The organism is Collimonas fungivorans, from assembly GCF_028292705.1.
GTDB lineage: Bacteria > Pseudomonadota > Gammaproteobacteria > Burkholderiales > Burkholderiaceae_D > Collimonas > Collimonas fungivorans_B.
Window position 1 is genome coordinate 1 of the sequence record NZ_JAQGLV010000171.1, and the last position, 19151, is coordinate 19151.

17 protein-coding genes are annotated in these 19151 nt (G+C 60.2%); 7 read left to right on the forward strand and 10 right to left on the reverse strand.

All coding sequences use genetic code 11. The annotated features are described in order from the left end of the window. Both JWQ61_RS09460 and JWQ61_RS09465 read right to left on the reverse strand, forming a co-directional pair. On the reverse strand, nt 1-899 hold an 899-nt coding region (locus JWQ61_RS09460), incomplete at its 3' end, for an aminopeptidase P family protein (protein WP_304360306.1). A 191-nt stretch (nt 900-1090) separates the two neighbouring features. After that, a complete protein-coding gene (locus tag JWQ61_RS09465) occupies nt 1091-1705 on the reverse strand; it encodes a helix-turn-helix domain-containing protein (protein WP_304360307.1) in 615 nt (204 codons plus the stop codon). Nucleotides 1706-2126: 421 nt separating this feature from the next. On the opposite strand from JWQ61_RS09465, the gene JWQ61_RS09470 reads away from it, so the two are divergent. From JWQ61_RS09470 to JWQ61_RS09490, 5 genes are all read left to right on the forward strand, one after another. Then, the gene (locus tag JWQ61_RS09470; protein WP_304360308.1) at nt 2127-2963 is read left to right on the forward strand and encodes a transporter substrate-binding domain-containing protein; all 837 of its coding nucleotides are present in this window, start codon (nt 2127-2129) and stop codon (nt 2961-2963) included. A gap of 14 nt (nt 2964-2977) precedes the next feature. Beyond that, nucleotides 2978-3646, forward strand: a complete 669-nt coding sequence (locus tag JWQ61_RS09475) for an amino acid ABC transporter permease (protein ID WP_061540715.1) — start codon at nt 2978-2980, stop codon at nt 3644-3646. Between the two features lie 2 nt (nt 3647-3648). Beyond that, nucleotides 3649-4419, forward strand: a complete 771-nt coding sequence (locus tag JWQ61_RS09480) for an amino acid ABC transporter ATP-binding protein (protein WP_304360309.1) — start codon at nt 3649-3651, stop codon at nt 4417-4419. 28 nt (nt 4420-4447) lie between these two features. Then, nucleotides 4448-5743 carry an FAD-binding oxidoreductase gene (locus tag JWQ61_RS09485; RefSeq protein ID WP_304360310.1) on the forward strand — a complete coding sequence of 432 codons (1296 nt, stop codon included), beginning with the start codon at nt 4448-4450 and terminating at the stop codon, nt 5741-5743. Between the two features lie 62 nt (nt 5744-5805). Beyond that, complete coding sequence (locus JWQ61_RS09490; protein ID WP_304360311.1) at nt 5806-6552, forward strand: aspartate/glutamate racemase family protein; 747 nt, start codon at nt 5806-5808, stop codon at nt 6550-6552. A 2-nt stretch (nt 6553-6554) separates the two neighbouring features. On the opposite strand, the gene JWQ61_RS09495 is transcribed toward JWQ61_RS09490, so the two are convergent. The 4 genes from JWQ61_RS09495 to JWQ61_RS09510 form a co-directional block, all read right to left on the reverse strand. Beyond that, entirely contained in the window at nt 6555-7196 is a 642-nt protein-coding gene (locus JWQ61_RS09495; RefSeq protein ID WP_304360312.1) for a hypothetical protein, read from the reverse strand. Between the two features lie 24 nt (nt 7197-7220). Beyond that, complete coding sequence (locus JWQ61_RS09500) at nt 7221-7661, reverse strand: transposase (RefSeq protein WP_304360313.1); 441 nt, start codon at nt 7659-7661, stop codon at nt 7221-7223. Between the two features lie 24 nt (nt 7662-7685). Further along, a complete protein-coding gene (locus JWQ61_RS09505) occupies nt 7686-7901 on the reverse strand; it encodes a hypothetical protein (RefSeq protein ID WP_304360314.1) in 216 nt (71 codons plus the stop codon). Between the two features lie 464 nt (nt 7902-8365). Continuing rightward, on the reverse strand, nt 8366-11464 hold the full coding sequence (locus tag JWQ61_RS09510) for an autotransporter domain-containing protein (RefSeq protein WP_304360315.1): 3099 nt from the start codon (nt 11462-11464) through the stop codon (nt 8366-8368). Between the two features lie 337 nt (nt 11465-11801). On the opposite strand from JWQ61_RS09510, the gene JWQ61_RS09515 reads away from it, so the two are divergent. Next, on the forward strand, nt 11802-13565 hold the full coding sequence (locus JWQ61_RS09515) for a hypothetical protein (protein ID WP_304360316.1): 1764 nt from the start codon (nt 11802-11804) through the stop codon (nt 13563-13565). A gap of 14 nt (nt 13566-13579) precedes the next feature. Continuing rightward, complete coding sequence (locus tag JWQ61_RS09520) at nt 13580-14116, forward strand: hypothetical protein (protein WP_304360317.1); 537 nt, start codon at nt 13580-13582, stop codon at nt 14114-14116. Nucleotides 14117-14181: 65 nt separating this feature from the next. Here the strand turns inward: JWQ61_RS09520 and JWQ61_RS09525 are convergent, their stop codons facing one another. From JWQ61_RS09525 to JWQ61_RS09540, 4 genes are all read right to left on the reverse strand, one after another. Beyond that, entirely contained in the window at nt 14182-14580 is a 399-nt protein-coding gene (locus JWQ61_RS09525; RefSeq protein WP_304360318.1) for an STN domain-containing protein, read from the reverse strand. A gap of 87 nt (nt 14581-14667) precedes the next feature. After that, nucleotides 14668-17055, reverse strand: coding sequence for a TonB-dependent receptor (locus JWQ61_RS09530; protein ID WP_304360319.1), 2388 nt, complete (start codon nt 17053-17055; stop codon nt 14668-14670). A 142-nt stretch (nt 17056-17197) separates the two neighbouring features. Beyond that, nucleotides 17198-18154 (reverse strand): FecR domain-containing protein, encoded by a 957-nt coding sequence (locus JWQ61_RS09535; protein ID WP_304360320.1) that lies wholly within the window; start codon nt 18152-18154, stop codon nt 17198-17200. Next, nucleotides 18151-18651 (reverse strand): sigma-70 family RNA polymerase sigma factor, encoded by a 501-nt coding sequence (locus JWQ61_RS09540; RefSeq protein WP_120235396.1) that lies wholly within the window; start codon nt 18649-18651, stop codon nt 18151-18153. The genes JWQ61_RS09535 and JWQ61_RS09540 overlap by 4 nt, the downstream gene beginning before the upstream one ends. Between the last annotated feature and the right edge of the window lie 500 nt (nt 18652-19151).

A 19151-nucleotide genomic window follows, 5' to 3' on the forward strand; every position in this document is an offset into this window, starting at 1 on the left:
AGATAAGAGACGCCCGGCCGCATGGCGCTGATGGCGAGCTGCTGCGCGGCCAGCACGATTTCGTACAAGCCGCGCTGGCGTTCGCTGAAACGGCCGCCGACCGGAAAGGTGCGGGTGATGTCGCTGGCGTAGCCCAGGACGCTGGATGCACCGGAGTCGTTCACCACCAGGTCGCCCGCCTGCAAGCGATTCTTGTGGTCGCGGTTATGCAGGATCTCGCCGCTGCGGGAAAAAATCATCGGATAAGCGTTTTGCAGGTCATGGCTGCGCATGATGCCTTCCATCGCCGCCACCACCTGGTATTCATAAGTATCCGCCTTGGCTTGCCGCATGGCGGCGACATGCATGTCGCGCGTCACGCTCAGGGCGTTTTCTATTTCCGCGATTTCCTCGTCGCCCTTGATTTCGCGCAAAGCGATCACGGCGGCCATCAGGCTTTCGGAAGCGCCGGCCTTGCATTGTTCAGGCGTGCAATCGAGCAGGCTGGCCAGTTCGAGTATGGTTTCGCCGCGGTAAGGCGGCAGGTAGTGGATCGTGCGGCCCTGGCGGCGCGCCTCTGCCAGCACTTCGGCCAGCTGTTTGTACGGCTGCACCGCGCGGATGCCCGCGGCCTCGGCGCGCTGCGCAAACGAGCTTTGCGGCCCGACCCAGATCACGTCGTCCAGGCTTGGATCGTCGCCGAACAGGATCTCGCTGCCGGCCTCGATATCGATCAGCGCCGCCAGGTCAGGCTGGTTCAAGCCGAAGAAATAGGAAAACGATGAATCCTGGCGAAACCAGTAATGGTTATGCAGGTAGTTCATGGAGACATCGGTATTGCCCGGCAATAGCAGCAGGCCGGAAGAAAAGCGCTGTTTCAGCTGCTGCCGGCGCCGGGCGTAGACGGCCGGCTTAAACATGGCGGCCTCGCGCCTGGGCCGCATGGCACATCTGCCTGGTTGGTTCTTGGTGCATCGTCACTCCATTCCGCTGTCATTGCCGACGTCTTGGTCAGCCTTGTGTCGGGTGCCTGCAGCCGGGGCAATATATATGTTTTCTACAATTGCAAAACTACAATTGCAAAAACCATGCCACGGACCTGCCCTGCGTCTCAAAAAAATTCGGTGCCGCGTAATAACTGTTCCTGCTCCTGGCACGCAGGCGACTGCGGACCGTCGAACAACGCCACGGTGCCGACCCAGATCACTTCGGCCACCTGGTTCTCGTGCGGCAGCGATTCGATGCTGTGCGGGATGTTGGCGTCGAAATGCAGGCTGTCGCCGACATTGAGCACATAGTTGTCTTTACCCACCGTGTAGCCGACTTGCCCGCTCAGCACGAAGATCATTTCATCGCCCTCGTGCGAGACCATTTCCGATTTGTAGCCGGCCGGCATGGTGAATTTCACCGAATGCACCTGGCTGCCGGGGAATACCGTCGAGAGTCGTTCGTATTTGACGCGGCCGCTGGCCACCGAGTACGGCTGCCGCTGGCTGCGGTAGGTATCGGGTCGCAATTGCGCCGGTTGTTTGATCAGGTCGCCAATCGTCACGCCCAGCGCCTTGGCGATCACCACCAGCGAGGTGATCGAAGGACTGGTCTGGCTGCGCTCAAGCTGCGAAATGAAGCCCGCGGTCAATCCGGTTTCGGCCGCGACTTGCACCAGCGTCTTCTTGATAGCATGACGCCGCGCGCGGATCGAGCTCCCCAGCTGTGGCATTTCCATTGTTTCTGTCTCCGGCCCGTACCTTGTTGTATTTAATACTTATTTGGTACTTATTTGTTACTTGTTTATTGCTTCCACATCGAACAACGCCAGGCGTTAATTCAACAGTAACTTTTTAATATTCAGCTTCAGCACCTAGCGTCCATTGCAGTTGCGACTGCGGCGATCAGGCGTCGGAAATTATAGTCACACTAAAATTTGAGTCAAGGACCTTTTTCAAATTATCTTAGTACATGACTAAAACAAAGATAAGAAGGCAGGCCGGCCTGGCGCCTCGGCCAGAGCCTCATGCGCCTTGCCACAGGCCTTGATCTTGCTTAGGAATGAGGGGCAGCGGGCGCATTTTCGGATGACTTTCAACTTCAAAGCGGGTATTTTCAACTATACCTTTTCCAGCCACCCCTCATTCAAGAAGGCAGACATGCATATCAATCGACGCAACTTCATCGCCCAGGCCATTGCTGTTGGCTCGCTGGCCGCAGCCGGCCCGGTATTTTCCCAGGAACCGGAATCGACCGCCGCCAGGATCAAGCGCACCGGCAAGCTGCGCATGGGGGCCATCAACGGCGCCTCGCCGTATTTCACCAAGGACCTGGCAAGCGGCGAATGGAAGGGTTTCATGGTGGACCTGGGGCGTGACCTGGCGAAATACCTGAAAGTCGAAGTTGAATGGGTGGAAACCACCTGGGGCAATGCTGTGCTCGACGTGCAGACCAACAAGATCGATTGCCAGCTCGGCATGGCGCCCTCGCCGGCGCGGCGCGAAGTGGTCGATTTTTCCGCGCCCATTTTCCAGAACTACAACACGGTGGTCGCCAGGAAGGGTTTCAATTTCGAACGCTGGGAACAGCTCAACTCGCCCAGCGTCAAGGTCGCAGTGGACGTCGGCTCGAGCCACGACCAGCTGGTCACCAGGATATTGCCGAAGGCGAGCGTATTGCGCTTCGAAACCTCGGCCGCCGCCACCATGGCGCTGCAATCCGGCCGCGTCGACTGCCAGGTGCTGGTCATCCTCCTTTCAACCGCCCTGCTGACCAAGCTGCCGAACGTCGGCCATATCGTGTTCCCGTCTCCCGATGAAACCAACCCCACCAATGTCGGCATCCGCAAGCAGTCCGACCAGACCTTCACCAAGTCGGTGAATGCCTGGCTGGAAGAAGCCAGGACTTCAGGCAAAGTGAAAAGCACCATCATTTCCAATATGCAAACGCTGGTCGGCGTACCTCCGACAGCATTTCCACCCCAGGTTCACTTTTAAGCTGTGAGGCAGGCATGTATCAGTGGGATTTTCATACGCTTTGGCAGTACAGGAACATCATTTTCACAGGTTTTGGCTACACGGTAGGCTACACCGTCATCGTCGTCATACTGGGGCTGCTGGTTGGACTGATCACCGGACTGTGCCGGCTGTCGCCGAAGGTATATATATCCGGACCATTCCGGGCTTATGTCGAATTGTTCAGATGCACGCCGGTGCTGGTACAGCTGATCTGGTTTTATTATGCGCTGCCGATCTTGACCGGCATCGAACTGACGCCGGGCATGGCGGCAGTGCTGTCGCTGACCCTGTACGGCGGCGCCTTCTATTCTGAAATCATCCGCGGCGGCGTGATTTCCATCGATCCCGGACAATCGGAAGCCGGCATGGCGCTGGGCATGACCCAGTTCCAGCTGATGCGGCGCGTGGTGCTGCCGCAAGCGTTCAAGCGCATGACGCCGCCGCTGGTCAGCCAGTCCATCATGCAGCTGAAGAATACTTCGCTGCTGTCGGTGCTGGCGGTGCCCGACCTGCTCTACCAGGGGCAGATCATTGCCCACGACACCTACCGCCCGCTGGAGATCTATTCGCTGATCGCCATCCTGTATTTCGCGATCTTGCTGCCGGCGACCATCCTGGCCAAGCGGCTCGAAGTCAAAGTGTCCGACGGACGGGGAGCCTGACCATGGACAACACAATGATTTCGATCAGCAACCTTAAAAAATGTTTTGGCGATAACACCGTCCTGAAAGATATTTCCCTGCAGATCGGCAAAGGCTCGGTAGTGGCGATGATCGGGCCTTCGGGTTCCGGCAAGTCGACCCTGCTACGCTGCATCAACCTGCTCACGATCCCGGACGCCGGCGTGGTCAATGTCGGCGGCCAGTCGATCATATTTGACGGCAAGCAGACCACGCTGCCGAAAGCCCGCGACCTGGCGAAATTCCGTTCCAAGACTGGCATGGTGTTCCAGCACTTCAACCTGTTCCCGCACATGACGGTACGGCAGAACGTCATGGAAGGCATGGTCACGGTGCTGAAGATACCGAAACAGGAAGCACGCGCCACAGCCGATGCCTTGCTGCAGCGGGTTGGACTGAGCGACCGCGCAGACGCCTATCCAAGCATGCTGTCGGGAGGACAAAAGCAGCGGGTGGCGATTGCGAGAGCCCTGGCCATGAAACCCGACGTCATGCTGTTCGACGAAGCCACTTCCGCGCTGGATCCGGAACTGGTGGGCGAAGTGCTGAACGTCATCCGCTCGCTGGCGGCGGAAGGCATGACCATGATCCTGGTGACGCATGAAATCGCGTTTGCCAAAGAGGTAGCCGACCAGGTCATTTTCATGCGCGACGGCGTTGTGGTCGAATCCGGGCCGCCGGCCATCGTCATCGACAATCCGGTGCAGGAAGCCACGCGCAGTTTCCTGTCGCGCTTCAAGAACAGCGGCCACTGAGCGTGGCGTCTCTTTTGAAGGAAACAGCTTGAATCCGATCGACAACCGGCCCGCCGGGCTGCCCACCCCCTTGCGCGTGGTGGTCATCGGCGCCGGCATTATCGGCGCCGCCTGCGCCATCGAATTGCTGCGCGACGGCCACCACGTCACCTTGGTCGATCCAGGCGAGCCGGGCGGCACGCAGGCCGCCAGCTACGGCAACGCGGCATGGCTGAGCCCGGCTTCGGTGGTGCCGATGTCCATGCCTGGCCTGTGGAAAAAATTGCCGGGATATCTGTTCGATAAAAACAGTCCTTTGACCATCCGCTGGAGCGCCCTGCCGTCGCTGCTGCCATGGCTGGTCAGGTTCATCTGGGCCGGCGCCAGCGTTGCCCGGGTCGAAGCCACCGCCCGTGCGCTATCCGCCCTGCTGCGCGATGCACCGGCGCGGCATCGGGCGCTGGCGCAGGAAGCCGGTGTGCCCGACCTGATAGTCAGCCGCGGACTGCTGTATGTCTATCCCGATCGCGCCGCCTTCGAAGCGGAAGCGCTTGGCTGGCGCTTGCGGCGCGACAATGCGGTGAGCTGGAAGGAACTGGACGCACAGGCAATACGCGAACTGGTTCCTCAACTGGACCACAGGTATCAGTTCGCCATCCTGCTGGAGCAAGGCGCCAACTGCGCCGACCCGGGCGCCTATGTGGCAGCGCTGGTGCGCCATGCGCTGGGCCAGGGATCTTCCCTGCATCAAGCCAGGGCGACCGGGTTCGACCTGCACGCTGGCCGCTTGCGCGCCGTGCTTACCGGCCGCGGCGAACTCCCCTGCGAACGCGCCGTGATTGCCGCCGGCATCCATTCCAAGGCGCTGGCCAGGTCGGCGGGCGACAAGGTCATCATGGAAAGCGAACGCGGCTATCACGTCGTCATAGAAAATCCGCCGTTCAAGCTGGCCTTGCCGGTGATGCCGGCGGACGCCAAGACCGGCAATACCTCGACGCTGGCCGGCCTGCGCATTGCCGGCCAGGTAGAGCTGACCAGGTTGCAGGCGGAACCGGACTGGAGCCGCGCCGACACCCTCCTGCGCCACGCGGCGGCGACCTATCCGGCGCTGGCGGCGTCGATCGGGACCGCCGCCGTCCAGCGCTGGATGGGACACCGGCCGTCCACCACCGATGGCCGGCCGGTGCTGGGACCGGCGTCCGGCTGCCAGGACGTGATCCACGCTTTCGGGCACGGCCATGTCGGCCTGGCGTCGGCGCCGGTTTCCGGACGGCTGGTGGCCGACCTGATATCCGGCCGGCCGCCTGTTGTCGATCCGGCGCCCTACTCGGTAGAACGGTTTTAGAAACACCGGATTTTCAGTTGCCGCGGATTCGGCTTAAACTTGCATCAAACTCGGGAGAAAACATGATTGTTCGCGGCGGACGCGCCATATACGGGGAGAGTGTCGGCATTCTTGTGCTGGATACGAAATTTCCGCGCATCCCCGGCGATATCGGCAACGCCACCACATTCGACTTCCCGGTGCGCTACAAGGTCGTGGCGGGAGCAAAACCGGAGCAGATTGTTGCTGCGCCCGACCGGGCGCGCGCGCTGCTGCCGGCATTCATCGAAGCCGCCAAGGAGCTCGAGCACGACGGCGTGCGCGCCATCACCACCACCTGCGGTTTCCTGACCGTAGTCCAGGATGAAATTGCCGAGGCGGTCAGCGTGCCGGTCATTACCTCAAGCCTGTTCCTCGTCCCGCTGTTGAGGCGCATGCTCGGCCCCAGGCGCACCATCGGCGTGGTCACTGCCGATGCGCACAGCCTGTCGGCCGGCCACCTGCGCGCCGCCGGCATCGACCCCGGCTGGCGCCTGATTATCAAAGGAATGGAATCGCGCCCGTCTTTCGGAACCATCCTGGGCACAAGCACCGACCCTGACCATGCGCTTGATGTCGACCAGGTCAGGCGCGAAGTGGAGGAAACATGCATGGCCATGCAGGCCGAAGCGCCTGACCTGGGCGCGTTCCTGTTTGAATGCACCAATCTGCAGCCGTACGCGGCGGCAGTGCAAGCCGCCACCGGACTGCCTATCTTCGGCATCTATCACGTCGTCAACCTGCTTCACTCTGCCGCAATGTCGCCCGGCTTTGAGAATGGTTACCTGTGACCTCAAACCTGGCCGTTGATGGAATGCGTCCCCAAAGCCCAAAGCGCACTGCTCCATAAAATGAGGCCCGTGCCAAGACATCCGATTGGACTTGCCGGGCCGGCCGGCGCCAGCAACGGATAGATCACGGCAACCAGCATGAGCGCGGCACCGGTGACATAGTGTGGGCGCCACCCAAAAACATGGGCCAGTGGCAGGAAATGCAAACCGAGGATGAAAATGACTGAAGGAATGAACCAGCTGGACAGCCCAAAATGCATCAAGAGGCGCGCAACCACAAATATCGCTATCCATTGCGCAGCGTTGACGATATTAAAAATGCGGCCAGCTTTGCGTCTTGAAGGCGAGCTTGCCTCTGCTGCGCGGGCCAGCCTGTAGCGGCGATAACGACGATAGGCGAACGCAGCAAGAACCGCAGTTGCCGATACTGTCATGGCAAGAAAAGCTGGACGGCCATCGAATGCCAGGTAAATCCACAAGCAGAGCCAGGCGCCGCCGAAGAAGCTGAAGAACATGGCGCCGATCGCCCGGCCGGCATACCTTGACTCAAGAGACTGGTTCATGGCGATGAAATGGCTACCTGTTTTATGAGTCGTGGCAAGGGATTCTTTTTGTGGCTCATTGTAGCGTTGCTGCTGCTTCAATACATGTTTTTGTGGCTCGGAATGTCATTCATCCACCAGCCGCAGCCAATGCAAAGTGGAATCGTCCTCTGCCGCCAGCGCCGACCTGAGACCGCCGAGCTGCTTCATGGCGGCGTCATAGCTTGCCTGGCTGTCTGTCCTGTGGGATCTCTGCTCGATTCTCTTGCACCATTCGTCGCCAAAAGCAGCGATATGTTCAAGCATCATGCGCAACTCCTGGTCATCATGCATCTCCGCCGCCAGGCGACGCCAGACCGCATTTTTATTCCAGCGCAAAAAACGCATGTAGGTGGTGTTCCACTTGCCGAATCGCAGCGGCAAATCGTGCCAGAGGCGGTGCCCGGCCGCAATCCACAGGACGGCATCGATAAACAGGCGATTGTTGTGCGCCTTGGCGCCGCTGTCCCCTGCCTTCCCCGTCATCAGCGGCTCCAGCTTTTCCCATTGGGCATTTCGCAGTTTCATAATGAAGATGGCCTCGCGCTGGTCCTATTTATCCCGCTTTGCCGCGGCTTCGCGCTGCAGCCGGCGGTTTTCCTGGCAGCGATAGCAGATCCAGCGCCGGGTCTTGTTGCACTCGACGAAATCGCCGTCGGCGGCGGGCACCTCGCCTTGGTGGTGCGCACAGAACCGCCTGCCGGTGGCGTTTGCGGCGGCCTGGGTCACCAGCACCAGCCGGTCCGGCCGCTGTGAATATGTGCTCATTGTTGGTCTCCTTTCCCAAAAACGACTTCAGACAAATCCTTCACTGCCGTCCGGCTCAAGCCTGCTCCGCGGCGCCGGCCAGCACGGCGCTCTGGATGATGCGGAGCTTGAATGGAATTTCCATGCTAACTGTGCAGTCGACCTGAGAATGTTTTCCGGATGCAGGGGCAAGCAAAAAAAGATGTTCCGCGCCGGCCGTTAGAATGCTTCCACTAGAGATGCCCGTCCAAAATAAAAAAAGGGCCACATTGTGGCCCGAAGATTCATGAACGCTTATCCGATGCGGCTTGCCGCAACGCAAGGTAGCACCGGCCACGCAACAAGGGAGACGCCGTAAGGCTGGATTGCTGCCGGTTGTCGGGGTTTTTCATGTGCAGGCACTCGCCGACTGATCCTGCGGGCACTCACCGCTTGCGCGGAGCCGTGCCCTGGCTGTCATCAAATCTTTCCTTTTGCATGCATGTCTACCAGCTGTACCGCGCTCCCACGGCAAGCCCCTGGTCCTGGCCGTGCGCTGCAATGTCGCCGGTATAGTCGACCAGGAAAGCCCAGGCCCCGGCGTGGCTGGCCACTACTCCCAGGTTGAACTGAAGATGGTTGGGGCCGACGCTCGGTCCGCGCACTTCGAATGTCCCGGCCTCGGAAGCGTTGGTGAAGTGATTCGTAAAATATCCCTCGCGGTTGCCGAACGCACGCTGCACCAGGAGCCGGGCATGCGGGGTCCAGCTGGTGGGGTTGGCCGATTCTTTCGAAGCCAGGGTGAAGGTCTTGGCTAACTGCAGCCCGGCGCCGATCCGGGTGTCGGTCACCTGGTCGGCATGCACCGACAGTGCGATGGCCGGATCCGTGGCCTGGTCGCGGAAATCGACGCCCGGCAGGTGAACCACGTCAATGGCTGGCAGGATCGGCTGCCACACCCATCCTCGCTGGTCTTGTATGGTCCAGCCATGCTCCACATGCAGCGACAAGGCGTTGCCGGTATTGCGCGCCTGGGCTTGTGCGGAAAAAGGCAGCTGCGACATGCTCAAGTCAACCGAGCGCGTGGCGGTGCTCGACAGATGCGTCGCTCCGGCCGAGGCGTCCAGGTAATGGCGCTCGGTTGCGTAGCGCAGGTAAAGGCGGCCGTCGATGGCGTTGGTTTGCCCGCGGTAGCCGTTGCCGACGCCGTTCACCGACAGCGTGCCGTAACCCAGCGAGCCGCCCCAGGTCAGGCGCTCGCCGGCGCGCCTGTCAAGGCCCAGCACCAGTCCTGAGCTGTCTTGCCGCCAGGCCGACATCTGGTCCTGTCCGCTCAGGTGTCCGTAGTGGCTGAAAACGCGACCCCAAAGATTGGTGTCGCTCGCGGGGGCATCCGGTTTCGCAGCTGGGTCGTCGCTGCCTACCAGGTAGCTGAGCATGCCGGAGGCGTCGACGGCATGGCCCGGTCCGCCCGAATTGAGCGGCATCGCTGCTGCAATGGCAGCCGTACCCTGCCGTTCGGCAGCGCGGTCGGTGGAACGCAAGTGCTGGGTCAGGGCCGCGCTGAAGTCGTTGATCAGGTACAGCGAGGCAGTCCGCTGGGCGGCATAACCTGCGCCTTCGATCTGTTGCCGGGCCTGCGCCGCCTGGGCGTTGGTGGAAAACTGCAGTGCGCCCAGCAGCGGCGCCAGCGCCGAGCCGCCCTGCTGAGAAGCAGAGCTGAGGGCGCTGCCCAGGCCGCAGCCTGCGCGGTTGCAGAACGCGGACTTGCCGAGAAACGCTTCGTCGGCGCTGAGTGAAATGCTGTCACTCTTCTGGGATACGTGGAAACTGATCACGGAATCATCGAAAGGATGAAAGGCGTCTGTGGCAGGGTTGACATCGTAGCCGGCGACAGGCTGGCCTTGCGCATCGGCGCGGACCAGGTGGGCGAAGCGGTTAATCACGATGCTCACATCGGCGGGAGCCTGGCCTTTCTTTATCGCCTGTTGCAGCTGTGAAGCGAAGCCGGAAGAATAACCGACCAGAGCGTACGATTGCGCTGCCTGATAAAAACCCGGGGTGATGTGCAAGGCAAGTTGCGCCGTTTTGGAACGGATGCTCAACCCGCTGGTGGAGGTATAGCTGCCGCCGTCGTAAAGACCAAACCGCAACAAGGCCGGCTGCCCGGCCTGGCCCAGGGCGATATCGAAGGACAGCGCCGCATGGTCGTTCAAGCGAGGATTGCCGGTCCAGTCAACCCCCTTGCCGGTCGGATGCAAGATTGCATAGTCCATGAAATTCATGCGCGCCCACAGCTGGGACTCGCCAAGCTGGCCTTCACCTTCAAGGGCGCTGCGCCCGGAAAATGTGTTGACCGGAATGTCGAGGATGCCGCCTCGCAGATGCAGGGCGCTGTCCTGCATTACCAGCGCATCCATCGCGGTATGTATTCCCTTGGGCAGGGTCCATTGGGAGTTCACCAAGGTCATGAAACCAAAAGAATCGCCGGTCGATATGCCCGACGTATCGATCAGCGGCGTCGCGCTATATTTTACGAAGGCCCGGATTGCCTTGTTGTAGTCCGAATTCGGGTCGGCGCGCTGGCTCTTGGCTTCATCGGGATCATATTGGCTGGGGTCGTTGTAGACCGCATTCAGGCCCTGGGTGAGCGCCTTGACCCGGTCGGCCGGACTCATCGCGTTATATACGCTCCGCTCTTGATCAACCAGGTCGATCAGGTACGGCACGTTTGACAGGACGGGAGCGGACCCCTTGGGCAGATAGGCTCCCAGAAGATTCCAGTTCACCAGCCATCCGACCAGTGCCGTATCCATCTTTTTGGCGGCGGGATCATACTTGTTGGCGTAGTTCGGATTGATATTGCCGGTCAGCGTCTGGCCGGTCAACGTTACCGCATCGGTGGTCGTTTCGGGCGCGCGCTGGGTGATAAATCCCGTATTGTAGACATCGTCCTTTGGATAGGCCTTGTATTGTTTCGGGTTGGCGCAATCCGGATGGCACCAGAATACGGACGGATTGTTGCCGGCGGCCGGATCGAACAGCCGGGCATACGCGCTGCCATGGTCGCTGAAAGCATCGTCCAGCAGCTGGGCGTCGGTGCCGGCGAGGTTGCCGTTGGCAATCGCTTGCAGGAAGTACTGGTAGAACGGCGTGGGCCGGCTGGAATCCGCATAGCTTTTGCCATCGCCGGCGGTCATGCCGTGGATGCCAAGGAAATGGCCGGTGCTGATATCGCCGGGATTAGGCTGATCGAGGTTCGAAAAGGCGCGCACTGCGCCGCCGGCAAACATCATGGTGCAGGCCGAAATGCAGTAGCCGGAAACGACTGTCTTCAGGCCTTGGCGCCGCGCCAGGTCGCCAATGTCATACCCGCCCGCCACCGAGCCGCCGTTCGAATTGCGCATCACCAGCGTATCGATGACCCGCCCCTGGGCACGCAGCCGGGCCAGGTAGTCCGCCAGCACGTAGCCATCCGAAAACACCACGTCGCCCGACAGGAACACCTGGTTCCCATGCACATGCATGTCCATCGCATAGGCATGGTGTACGCCCGCCTCCATGCCCAGCAATCCTAAAATGGCCAGCAACAGCTTGTATTTCATACGCTCTATCCCCTCACGTGTATTCCAGCGTCCTAACGTCCCCACTAGAGATGCCCGTCCAGAATAAAAAAAGGGCCACGCTGCGGCCTCACAAAAAAACCTGAGCAGGCCTGGCCCCTTTTTTTATCTCGCGGGGCAGGTTAACAAGGCCTGCCGGGACCATCCTCCACAAGAGAAATTTCGCGGCGACTGATTGCTCACTTCTAAACTATCAATAAGGAGTCATGCATATGTGCGGAAACACGGAATTGCCAGGGTCGGCAAGACACGTCTTTGATACCGGCGGCGCAATGTCGGGAGTTGAAATGAATGCTTCTTTTCACTATCAAGGATAGACATGACAGAACACATTGAACTGAAAGGCAGCCTGGCAGCCGCCACGCTTGCCGCCTTATTTCTTGTCGCCGGCTGCGGCGACGGCAGCAATACCAGCGCCGATGCCCTGGCAAAACGAAACCAGAACGTGGATGCGGTCAAGCCGCCGGCCCAGAGTTCGGCGACTACCGCCGCCGTCTCCGGCAAGATCACCTATGACTTTGTGCCCGCGGTCGCCAGCAAGGACCAGCAAGGGCGTTGGCAAGCCAAGCTCGACTATGCAAAAACGGTACAAAAACCAGCCCGCAATGTCGTGGTCGAACTGATCGACGACAAGACGGGCAAGGTATTGCTGTCGGCGGAAACCGACGCCCAGGGCGGCTATGCGTTCCAGGCGCCGCTCAATACCGCCGTCCGCGTGCGGGCAAAAGCGCAGATGCTGCGCACAGGCAGCGCAGGACCAAGCTGGAATTTCGCGGTTCGCGATCACTCGTCGGCAGGCTACGGCGTATCGACCAACGGCGCCTCTCTGTTCGCCATGGAAAGCGCCTCCTTCAACAGCGGCAAGCAAGCCAGCATCCATGACCTGAACGCTGCTTCCGGATGGGATGCCACGAAATCGACCTATGCGACATCCCGCTCGGCCGGACCGTTCGCAATTCTCGACACGGTCTACAACGCCAGCCATAAAGTACTGGAAGCCGATAAAAATCTCGCGTTCCCGCCTCTTAACGTTTTCTGGAGCCCGGGCGACACGGATGGCACTTATTTCGGCAGCGAGAGCGGTAAATCCAATTCCAGAGGCTTGCATATACTCGGCCAGGCAGACGTCGATACCGACGAATACGACGCCGGCGTGATTGCCCATGAATGGGGACATTATTTCCAGGCCAGCTTCTCGCGCGACGACAGCACTGGCGGCAGCCATGGACAGGGCGACTTGCTCGACATGCGCCTGGCGTTCAGCGAAGGCTGGGGGAATTCGTTTTCCAGCATGGCGCGCAATGATCCGATGTACGTCGACACTAATGGAAAGAGCCAAGGCAAACGTGCGGTAGTTTTCAAGGTCGACGATATTCCGGCGGACGACCCGAAAGCCTGGTTTAGCGAAACAGCGGTACAGTCTGTGCTGTATCGCCTGCACCAGTCGCCGGACATCGGCTTCAGCCCCATTTACCAAGCCATGGCAGCGCAGAAGACATCGCCGGCTTTCACCAGCCTGTTTTCATTCGCAGCTTCGCTGCGCGGGAAAATCAATGCGACCGGCCAAGCCACGCTGGATAGCCTGCTGACCGAGGTCAATACGATAAACAAGGACAATCTAGACATGTTCGGGTCCAAACAGGCGAGCCTTCCGGCGTCCATCATTGCTGCCAACAAGGATTTTGTGCTGCCGGTCTACACGCTTCTTGATGTCGGTTTGCAGACCACGGCCCAAACAGTCGGCAAGGAAAGCACGGCGTGCAACACGACTGCATACGACGCGGGCAACAATTACAATAAACTCGGCGTATATCGCTATCTGCGTTTCGGCGTTGCGGAAAAAGGCAAATATCGGCTGCGTATCGTCCCCGACCAAGGCCTGGCGCCTTACTTCCAGCTTTATAGCAAGGGAACGGAACTGGCTGGCGATACTGTCAAAAATCAGCTCAGCGAAGACCCGAATCATCCCGGCACTTATTATGCGAACTACGATTTGCCGGTGCAAAATGACTACGTCGCCACACTGACCACCGTCGGCGATGCTCCAGGATGCTTTAAGCTCCTGCTCACCCAAGTCAAATGAAAGGGAGAACAATCATGAACATCAAAAACATCCTGGGCAACGGCATGCTGATTCTTGCAACCCTTGCCTGCCATGCGCAAAGCACTGTCGCCAAACCGCTTCAGCCTGTTGCTCCTGGCAAGGCGACCGCGAAAAGCCAGCAGCCCGACGGTAAAATCGGGGCGCCGGTCAGCGTTGAACTGATATCCGGCGGCGCCACCAGCAAGAACGTCACGCTGCCGGTGCAGCTGCAATTCAAAACCGACCAGCCCAACACCACGCTGCAAGTGGAATACCGCAGCAATGACGGTTTGTCGCTTGTCACTCTCGGTACCGCCACGCTGATCAGCAACCAGCAAGGGATCGTGACCGATACGCCGAACGTGCGGGCAACGGCCGACGGCGTATACGACCTGAACGTATTCGTCACGGTCGGCGAACGCACACGGGCGGTATCGATCCCCGTCACCGTAGGTAACGCCAAGCCTGTGAAGAAAGCTTCAGGCAAGGCCATGCGCACACCGCAAGGCGAAGACCTGACGATCATGCCTGCACAAGAGAAGTCGCACTAAGCGGCGGCAAACCGTGCCGGGGATTGATGCACTGACTATCAATCCCCGGCGAAATTCATCAGCGCCTACTCAGGCGGCCGGATCGCAGCGGCCGGTGTTTCATAGATGTATGGCGAGACCGACGCAGGTGCTGGCTCTATCCCGCGCAACAGGTATCCCCGCTCCGCTTTCTCCACGCTTTCCAGGCCGGTGCCCTGCAATAATCTGGCAAATGCTTCGGTCAGCGGGAAATTTCCTTCCAGGCCCGGACTGCATTTGTTCCGCACCGACTCTGGCGCATAGACAATCGAAATGCCTGCAGTGGCGGCAAACAGCGCCAGCTTCTGGCTCAAGGGCCCGGCTGCGATAGCGTAGCTGCGCCCTGCTTCAAAGCCGGTGTTCAACGCCGGCGCCGGCAGCACGCTCGCCGCCAGCAGCAAAGCCCACACCTTGATAGCCGCATGTCGTGCATGTTGGGAGGTCATGCCATGTATTCTCTTGTTTGTTCATCGCTAAAGCACCCTTACTTGATTGCCCCGCGAAACAAGAAAAAAGGCCAGGACTTCTGGAGATCAAAAATTGTAGCGGCCGGTCAGCACGATGGTGCGCCCCTGTTCAAAGCCGCTGCCTTCCGGAATGCTGGCGAAGCTGCCGTACAGCTTGCGGTCGAAGATGTTCCGCATGCCGAGCGTGAGCGACCATGACCTGGATTTGTAGCGCAGGTTGGCGTCGGTGCTGAACTGGCCTCCCATGTAGGCGTCGTTGATGTTGCGGTAACCGCCGCGGCTGCTCATTCCCAGGCCGTAGCCCCAGCCTCGCCAGCCGGGGCTCTGCAGATCGTAGGAGCTCCAGAAACTGGCCTGGTGGCGCGCCACGCGATCCACCGCAAAAGAAAAATCGGACGGCTGCCCGGCCTTGAATCCGGTGTAGCTATAAGATGCAATCAGATTCCAGCCCGGCACCGGGCTCCCTGCTACATCCAGCTCCGTGCCATAGCTGACAGTGGGCGGCAGCGATCCCAGCAACCTGGTGACGCCGGCATCGTCGACTTCGCCATACAAGACTTTGGAATGGGTCGCGCGGAACACTGACGCGGTGAGCAGCAGCCGCTCGTCGAACAGGTTGAGCTTCAATCCGGCCTCGATCGATTTGCCTTCGGTCGACGGAAAATTATAGATTCCCGCCGGGCCGCCGTTGGGACCGGGTCCTGAAGCCTGCGCCTGCAGCACAAAACTCTTTTGCTGGTTAACGTACACCATCATGCTGTCGGTCAGCTGATATGCCAGGCCGATGTTGTAGACCGGCTTGCTGCGCGGATGCAGCGCAGTGTCGTCGCCGGTCTGCGCATCGATGCTGTGGGACCAGGCCTTGGTATAACCGAGATTGGCCAGCAAATGCCAGCTCCGCCAGCTCAGCTGGTCTTGCAAGAACCAGTTGCTGGAGTTGTAGCTCTGCGAGGACGAGCCCGGCCACGGAGCCAGGCTGGACTGGGAAACTTCCGGCAGGCTGTCTGCCGACAAGGAGGCCATGACAGAATCGCCGATTTCGATCTGCGGCGCCGCACGCCAACTATGGTGAAACGCTACGCCGGCCAGCACCACATGTTTTACGGGTCCGGTAAAAAAAATGCCTCGCACGCTATTCTCGACATTCCAGCCATACGATGTCGCCTCTCCCGCCTGCGGCTGGCAGCCGCGCATTGCCGCACCGCTGCCGTCAGCCTTGCTTTGCGCGCAATAGTAAGACTCGAAGGAGACCTGGGTCTTCATGTAGTTGCCCTTGCTCTGCCAGCTCCAGCCGCTGCCCAGTTTCTGCTGCCAGTCGTAGCTGGCGCCGACGCTGGTGCTGCGGGTGCCGTCGTCAACCGCACCCAAGGGGCCGAAACCGCCGCTTGCATGCTGGTTGCGCTGGTAACTCAGTCCGACCACCGCAGTGGTATCGCCGTGACTATAACCAAGCGACGGCGCAACATACACCTCGCGCGCGCTGTCATAACGGCCGGTTGCGTTCGGGTCGCGGTTGCCGGACAGGATCAGCCTGTGGGTCCATGCCTGGTCCTCCGACAACGCGCCGGCGAGATCGAGCGTCATCCGCTGATGGCCGTAGCTGCCGGCTTCCAGCGTCAGCTCGCGCACCGCTTCGGCTTGCGGCCGCTTGGTGATGATATTGGCCAGGCCGCCCGGCTGCATCTGGCCGTTGGCGATGATCGAATCGGCGCCCTTGAGCACGTCGATCCGCTCGATAGCTGCCAGCGGCGTATGCAGCGGCGAGCTGGCGTTGTCGATGGGAGAAGGCCCCTGCTCCAGTCCGTTGATGCGGGACGGTGCGGCAAACCCGCGGATATAGATGGCCGAGTCGACGCCGCGGTTGTAGATATTCACGCCGCTGACGTCATGCAAGGCATCCAGCAGCGACTGCGCCTGCTGGCTGGCCATGACATCCTTGGTCACCACCTGCACCGATTGCGCAATCTCGGACAGCGGCGTATCGCCGCGCGTAGCGCTGTTGCTGCTGGCGGCGGCAAATCCTTGCGCCGGCTCAGGCACCTCCGTGGTTCCGGTGACCGTCATTGCCATCAGGACCGTATCCTCTCTTGCGCGTGCTCTCTCGGCCACTGCAGCGGCGGTCGTGGCGGAAGCGGCGGGCGGCGCCGGCGTTGCTGCCCGCAGCAGGTATCCGCCCTCCGCCTTGGCCGCGGCTTCGAGTCCGGTGCCGTTCAGCAGGCGAGCCAGGGCTTCAGCGACTGGATAACGTCCGGCCAGTCCCGGGCTGTATTTGTCTTGCACCAGGGCCGCATCGTAGGCAAGCGAAATGCCGGCCTTGACCGCAAACACCGCCAATGCCTGGTTCAGCTTACCGCCGGCGATCGAATAGTCTTTTGCCGGCTGCCCCGCTTGCGCCCACGCTTGCTGGGGAGCGATCGATCCTGCGGAAACCAGGAAGCAGCACGCAACGTGCATGCGGATTGCCGTCGATAACGGCAAGGTCGTTCCGGAAATCCGCCGCCGAGAATTTTGTAGAACCATGCAAATTGCTTTCTCGGTTGACTAGACCTGCGTCCGGCCAACAGCCGGATCCAGCTGAAACTCTTGTACGTGCACCCTAGGCAGCCCTTACAGTGACCCAGTACTGGGTGACTCTCTCTATCCGCACCGGCAGCACCTTGCTGAGCAGGGCCAGCGCCTGGTCGGTGTCCTTCAGCTGGAAGGCGCCCGAGACGCGCTGCTCCGCCACCGCCGGATCGCAGCTGAGCCGGCCGTGGCGATAACGAGAGAGTTCCTGGACAAAATCGGCCAAGCGCATCTTGTCGGCAAACAGCACGCCTTGCGACCATAGCGCCTGGGCGTCGTCGGCCGCCAGCACCGGTCCGGCCTGGTTCGCAGTAAAGCTGCACTGCTGGCCGGCTTGCACCACGACGGCTGCTGCTTTCAGCGGCGTCAGCTCGACCGCTCCCTCGAACACCGCCACATGGCTGCGCATGCCCTCTTGCCGGACGTCGAAGCGGGTGCCGAGCGCACGCAGCAGACCATGCCGCGTCTGCACCCTGAACGGGCGCGCCGGCAGCATCTTGTCGGCCGCCGTGGTCACCAGCACTTCGCCGGTGTAAAGCTGGACCAGGCGCTGGCGGCCGTCGAATTTGACGTCGACCGAACTGGCGGTATTCAGGATCAGCTGGGTGCCGTCCGCCAGCGCAATCGTGCTGCGCTCGCCGGTTGCGGTCTGGTATTCGGCGGTCCAGTCTTCCCACGGCAGCTTGGCGGCCAGCCAGGCTACCGGCGCCGTGCTCAGCAGCAGGGCCAGGGCCTTGAGCGCCGCCCGGCGCTGCTGCGGATAGACAACCGGGCGATCGAGCACCGGCATGCCCAGTTCGGGCGGGATGTCGCTGAACGAGTCGGTGAGCCGTTGCGCGCATTGCCACGCGCGCTGGTGTTCGGGGCTGCGCGAACGCCAGTGCTGCCAGGCTTGCTGGTCGGCTTCGGTAGCGTCATCGCCATGCAGTTTCATCAGCCAGGTGGCGGCTTCGCGAATGATCGCCGGATTGATCGATGTCTCTGTCATGGCAAGGAAAACGTCAGGCACTGCTCAAAACCCAGCACCATATGGCGCTTCACGGTCCTGACCGAAATATTCAGCTGCTCCGCGATCTCGGCGTAAGTCAGGCCTTCCAGCTGCGACAGCAGGAAAGTGCTGCGCGCCTTGGGCGGCAGGCGGTCCAGCATGGCGTCGACTTCGAACAGGGTCTCCAGCAGGATGGCGCGATATTCCAGCGACGGCGCCTGCGCTTCGGGCAGCAGCGCCAGCGTTTCCAGGTAGGCACGCTCCAGCGCTTCGCGCCGGTAGGCATTGGCCACCAGCCCTTTGGCGATGACCGTCAGGTAGGCGCGCGGCTCTTCGATCACCTCGATTGCCGGCTTCAGCAAGACCCGTACAAAGGTGTCTTGCGCGATATCCGCAGCGTGGTCGATATTGCCGAGGCGCCTGCGCAACCAGCCTACCAGCCAGTTGTGATGGTCAATGTACAACGACTGCATCGGCGTGGCCTCCACCTTGGGCATGAGCGGCTCTCCTAACAATGTGCTTCTTTCAAAGCCAAGACAAAATCAAAGATGCTGGCAGTTGCATGAAAGCGGCCGGTCTATGTCCGCCGCCGCATTTCCAGGCAAAAGGAAAACATCGCAAAGGTGATTGCGTTTTTCCTCTACTCAATCCAAGACCAAAATGTATGACCAATCTGCGTCGATCGTCAACAAGACGACAGGGACAAAACAACACAATCGTCACTAAACATTTAATTATTTGAACATTTCCCTTTTTGCACCCAGCGATTCTAACCAGCAAAGTCCGATTGTTACCCGATATTTTATTGGACCTCCGCACGGCGCCGGTTCACGCATCTTTACGAAAATGCTCCACATGGATTGCGAGAGACACAATCATTCTGAGAATGAAGCAATATCGAGGCCAAGATGCAGCAGATTGCGCCTGTTTTGGGATCAATAAACAAATATGGAAATTTAAAAAAAGAATGGCACTTTTTTTTGTCTCAAGTGGCAAG

Excerpts from the sequence above, each read along its gene's own strand:
- JWQ61_RS09520 (WP_304360317.1), top strand. The coding sequence starts at position 13,580 with ATGAACATCAAAAACATCCTGGGCAACGGCATGCTGATTCTTGCAACC.
- JWQ61_RS09510 (WP_304360315.1), bottom strand. The coding sequence starts at position 11,464 with ATGAAATACAAGCTGTTGCTGGCCATTTTAGGATTGCTGGGCATGGAG.
- JWQ61_RS09515 (WP_304360316.1), top strand. The coding sequence starts at position 11,802 with ATGACAGAACACATTGAACTGAAAGGCAGCCTGGCAGCCGCCACGCTT.
- JWQ61_RS09475 (WP_061540715.1), top strand. The coding sequence starts at position 2,978 with ATGTATCAGTGGGATTTTCATACGCTTTGGCAGTACAGGAACATCATT.
- JWQ61_RS09530 (WP_304360319.1), bottom strand. The coding sequence starts at position 17,055 with ATGCACGTTGCGTGCTGCTTCCTGGTTTCCGCAGGATCGATCGCTCCC.
- JWQ61_RS09540 (WP_120235396.1), bottom strand. The coding sequence starts at position 18,651 with ATGCCCAAGGTGGAGGCCACGCCGATGCAGTCGTTGTACATTGACCAT.
- JWQ61_RS09500 (WP_304360313.1), bottom strand. The coding sequence starts at position 7,661 with ATGAAACTGCGAAATGCCCAATGGGAAAAGCTGGAGCCGCTGATGACG.
- JWQ61_RS09535 (WP_304360320.1), bottom strand. The coding sequence starts at position 18,154 with ATGACAGAGACATCGATCAATCCGGCGATCATTCGCGAAGCCGCCACC.
- JWQ61_RS09505 (WP_304360314.1), bottom strand. The coding sequence starts at position 7,901 with ATGAGCACATATTCACAGCGGCCGGACCGGCTGGTGCTGGTGACCCAG.
- JWQ61_RS09465 (WP_304360307.1), bottom strand. The coding sequence starts at position 1,705 with ATGGAAATGCCACAGCTGGGGAGCTCGATCCGCGCGCGGCGTCATGCT.
- JWQ61_RS09470 (WP_304360308.1), top strand. The coding sequence starts at position 2,127 with ATGCATATCAATCGACGCAACTTCATCGCCCAGGCCATTGCTGTTGGC.
- JWQ61_RS09525 (WP_304360318.1), bottom strand. The coding sequence starts at position 14,580 with ATGACCTCCCAACATGCACGACATGCGGCTATCAAGGTGTGGGCTTTG.
- JWQ61_RS09480 (WP_304360309.1), top strand. The coding sequence starts at position 3,649 with ATGGACAACACAATGATTTCGATCAGCAACCTTAAAAAATGTTTTGGC.
- JWQ61_RS09490 (WP_304360311.1), top strand. The coding sequence starts at position 5,806 with ATGATTGTTCGCGGCGGACGCGCCATATACGGGGAGAGTGTCGGCATT.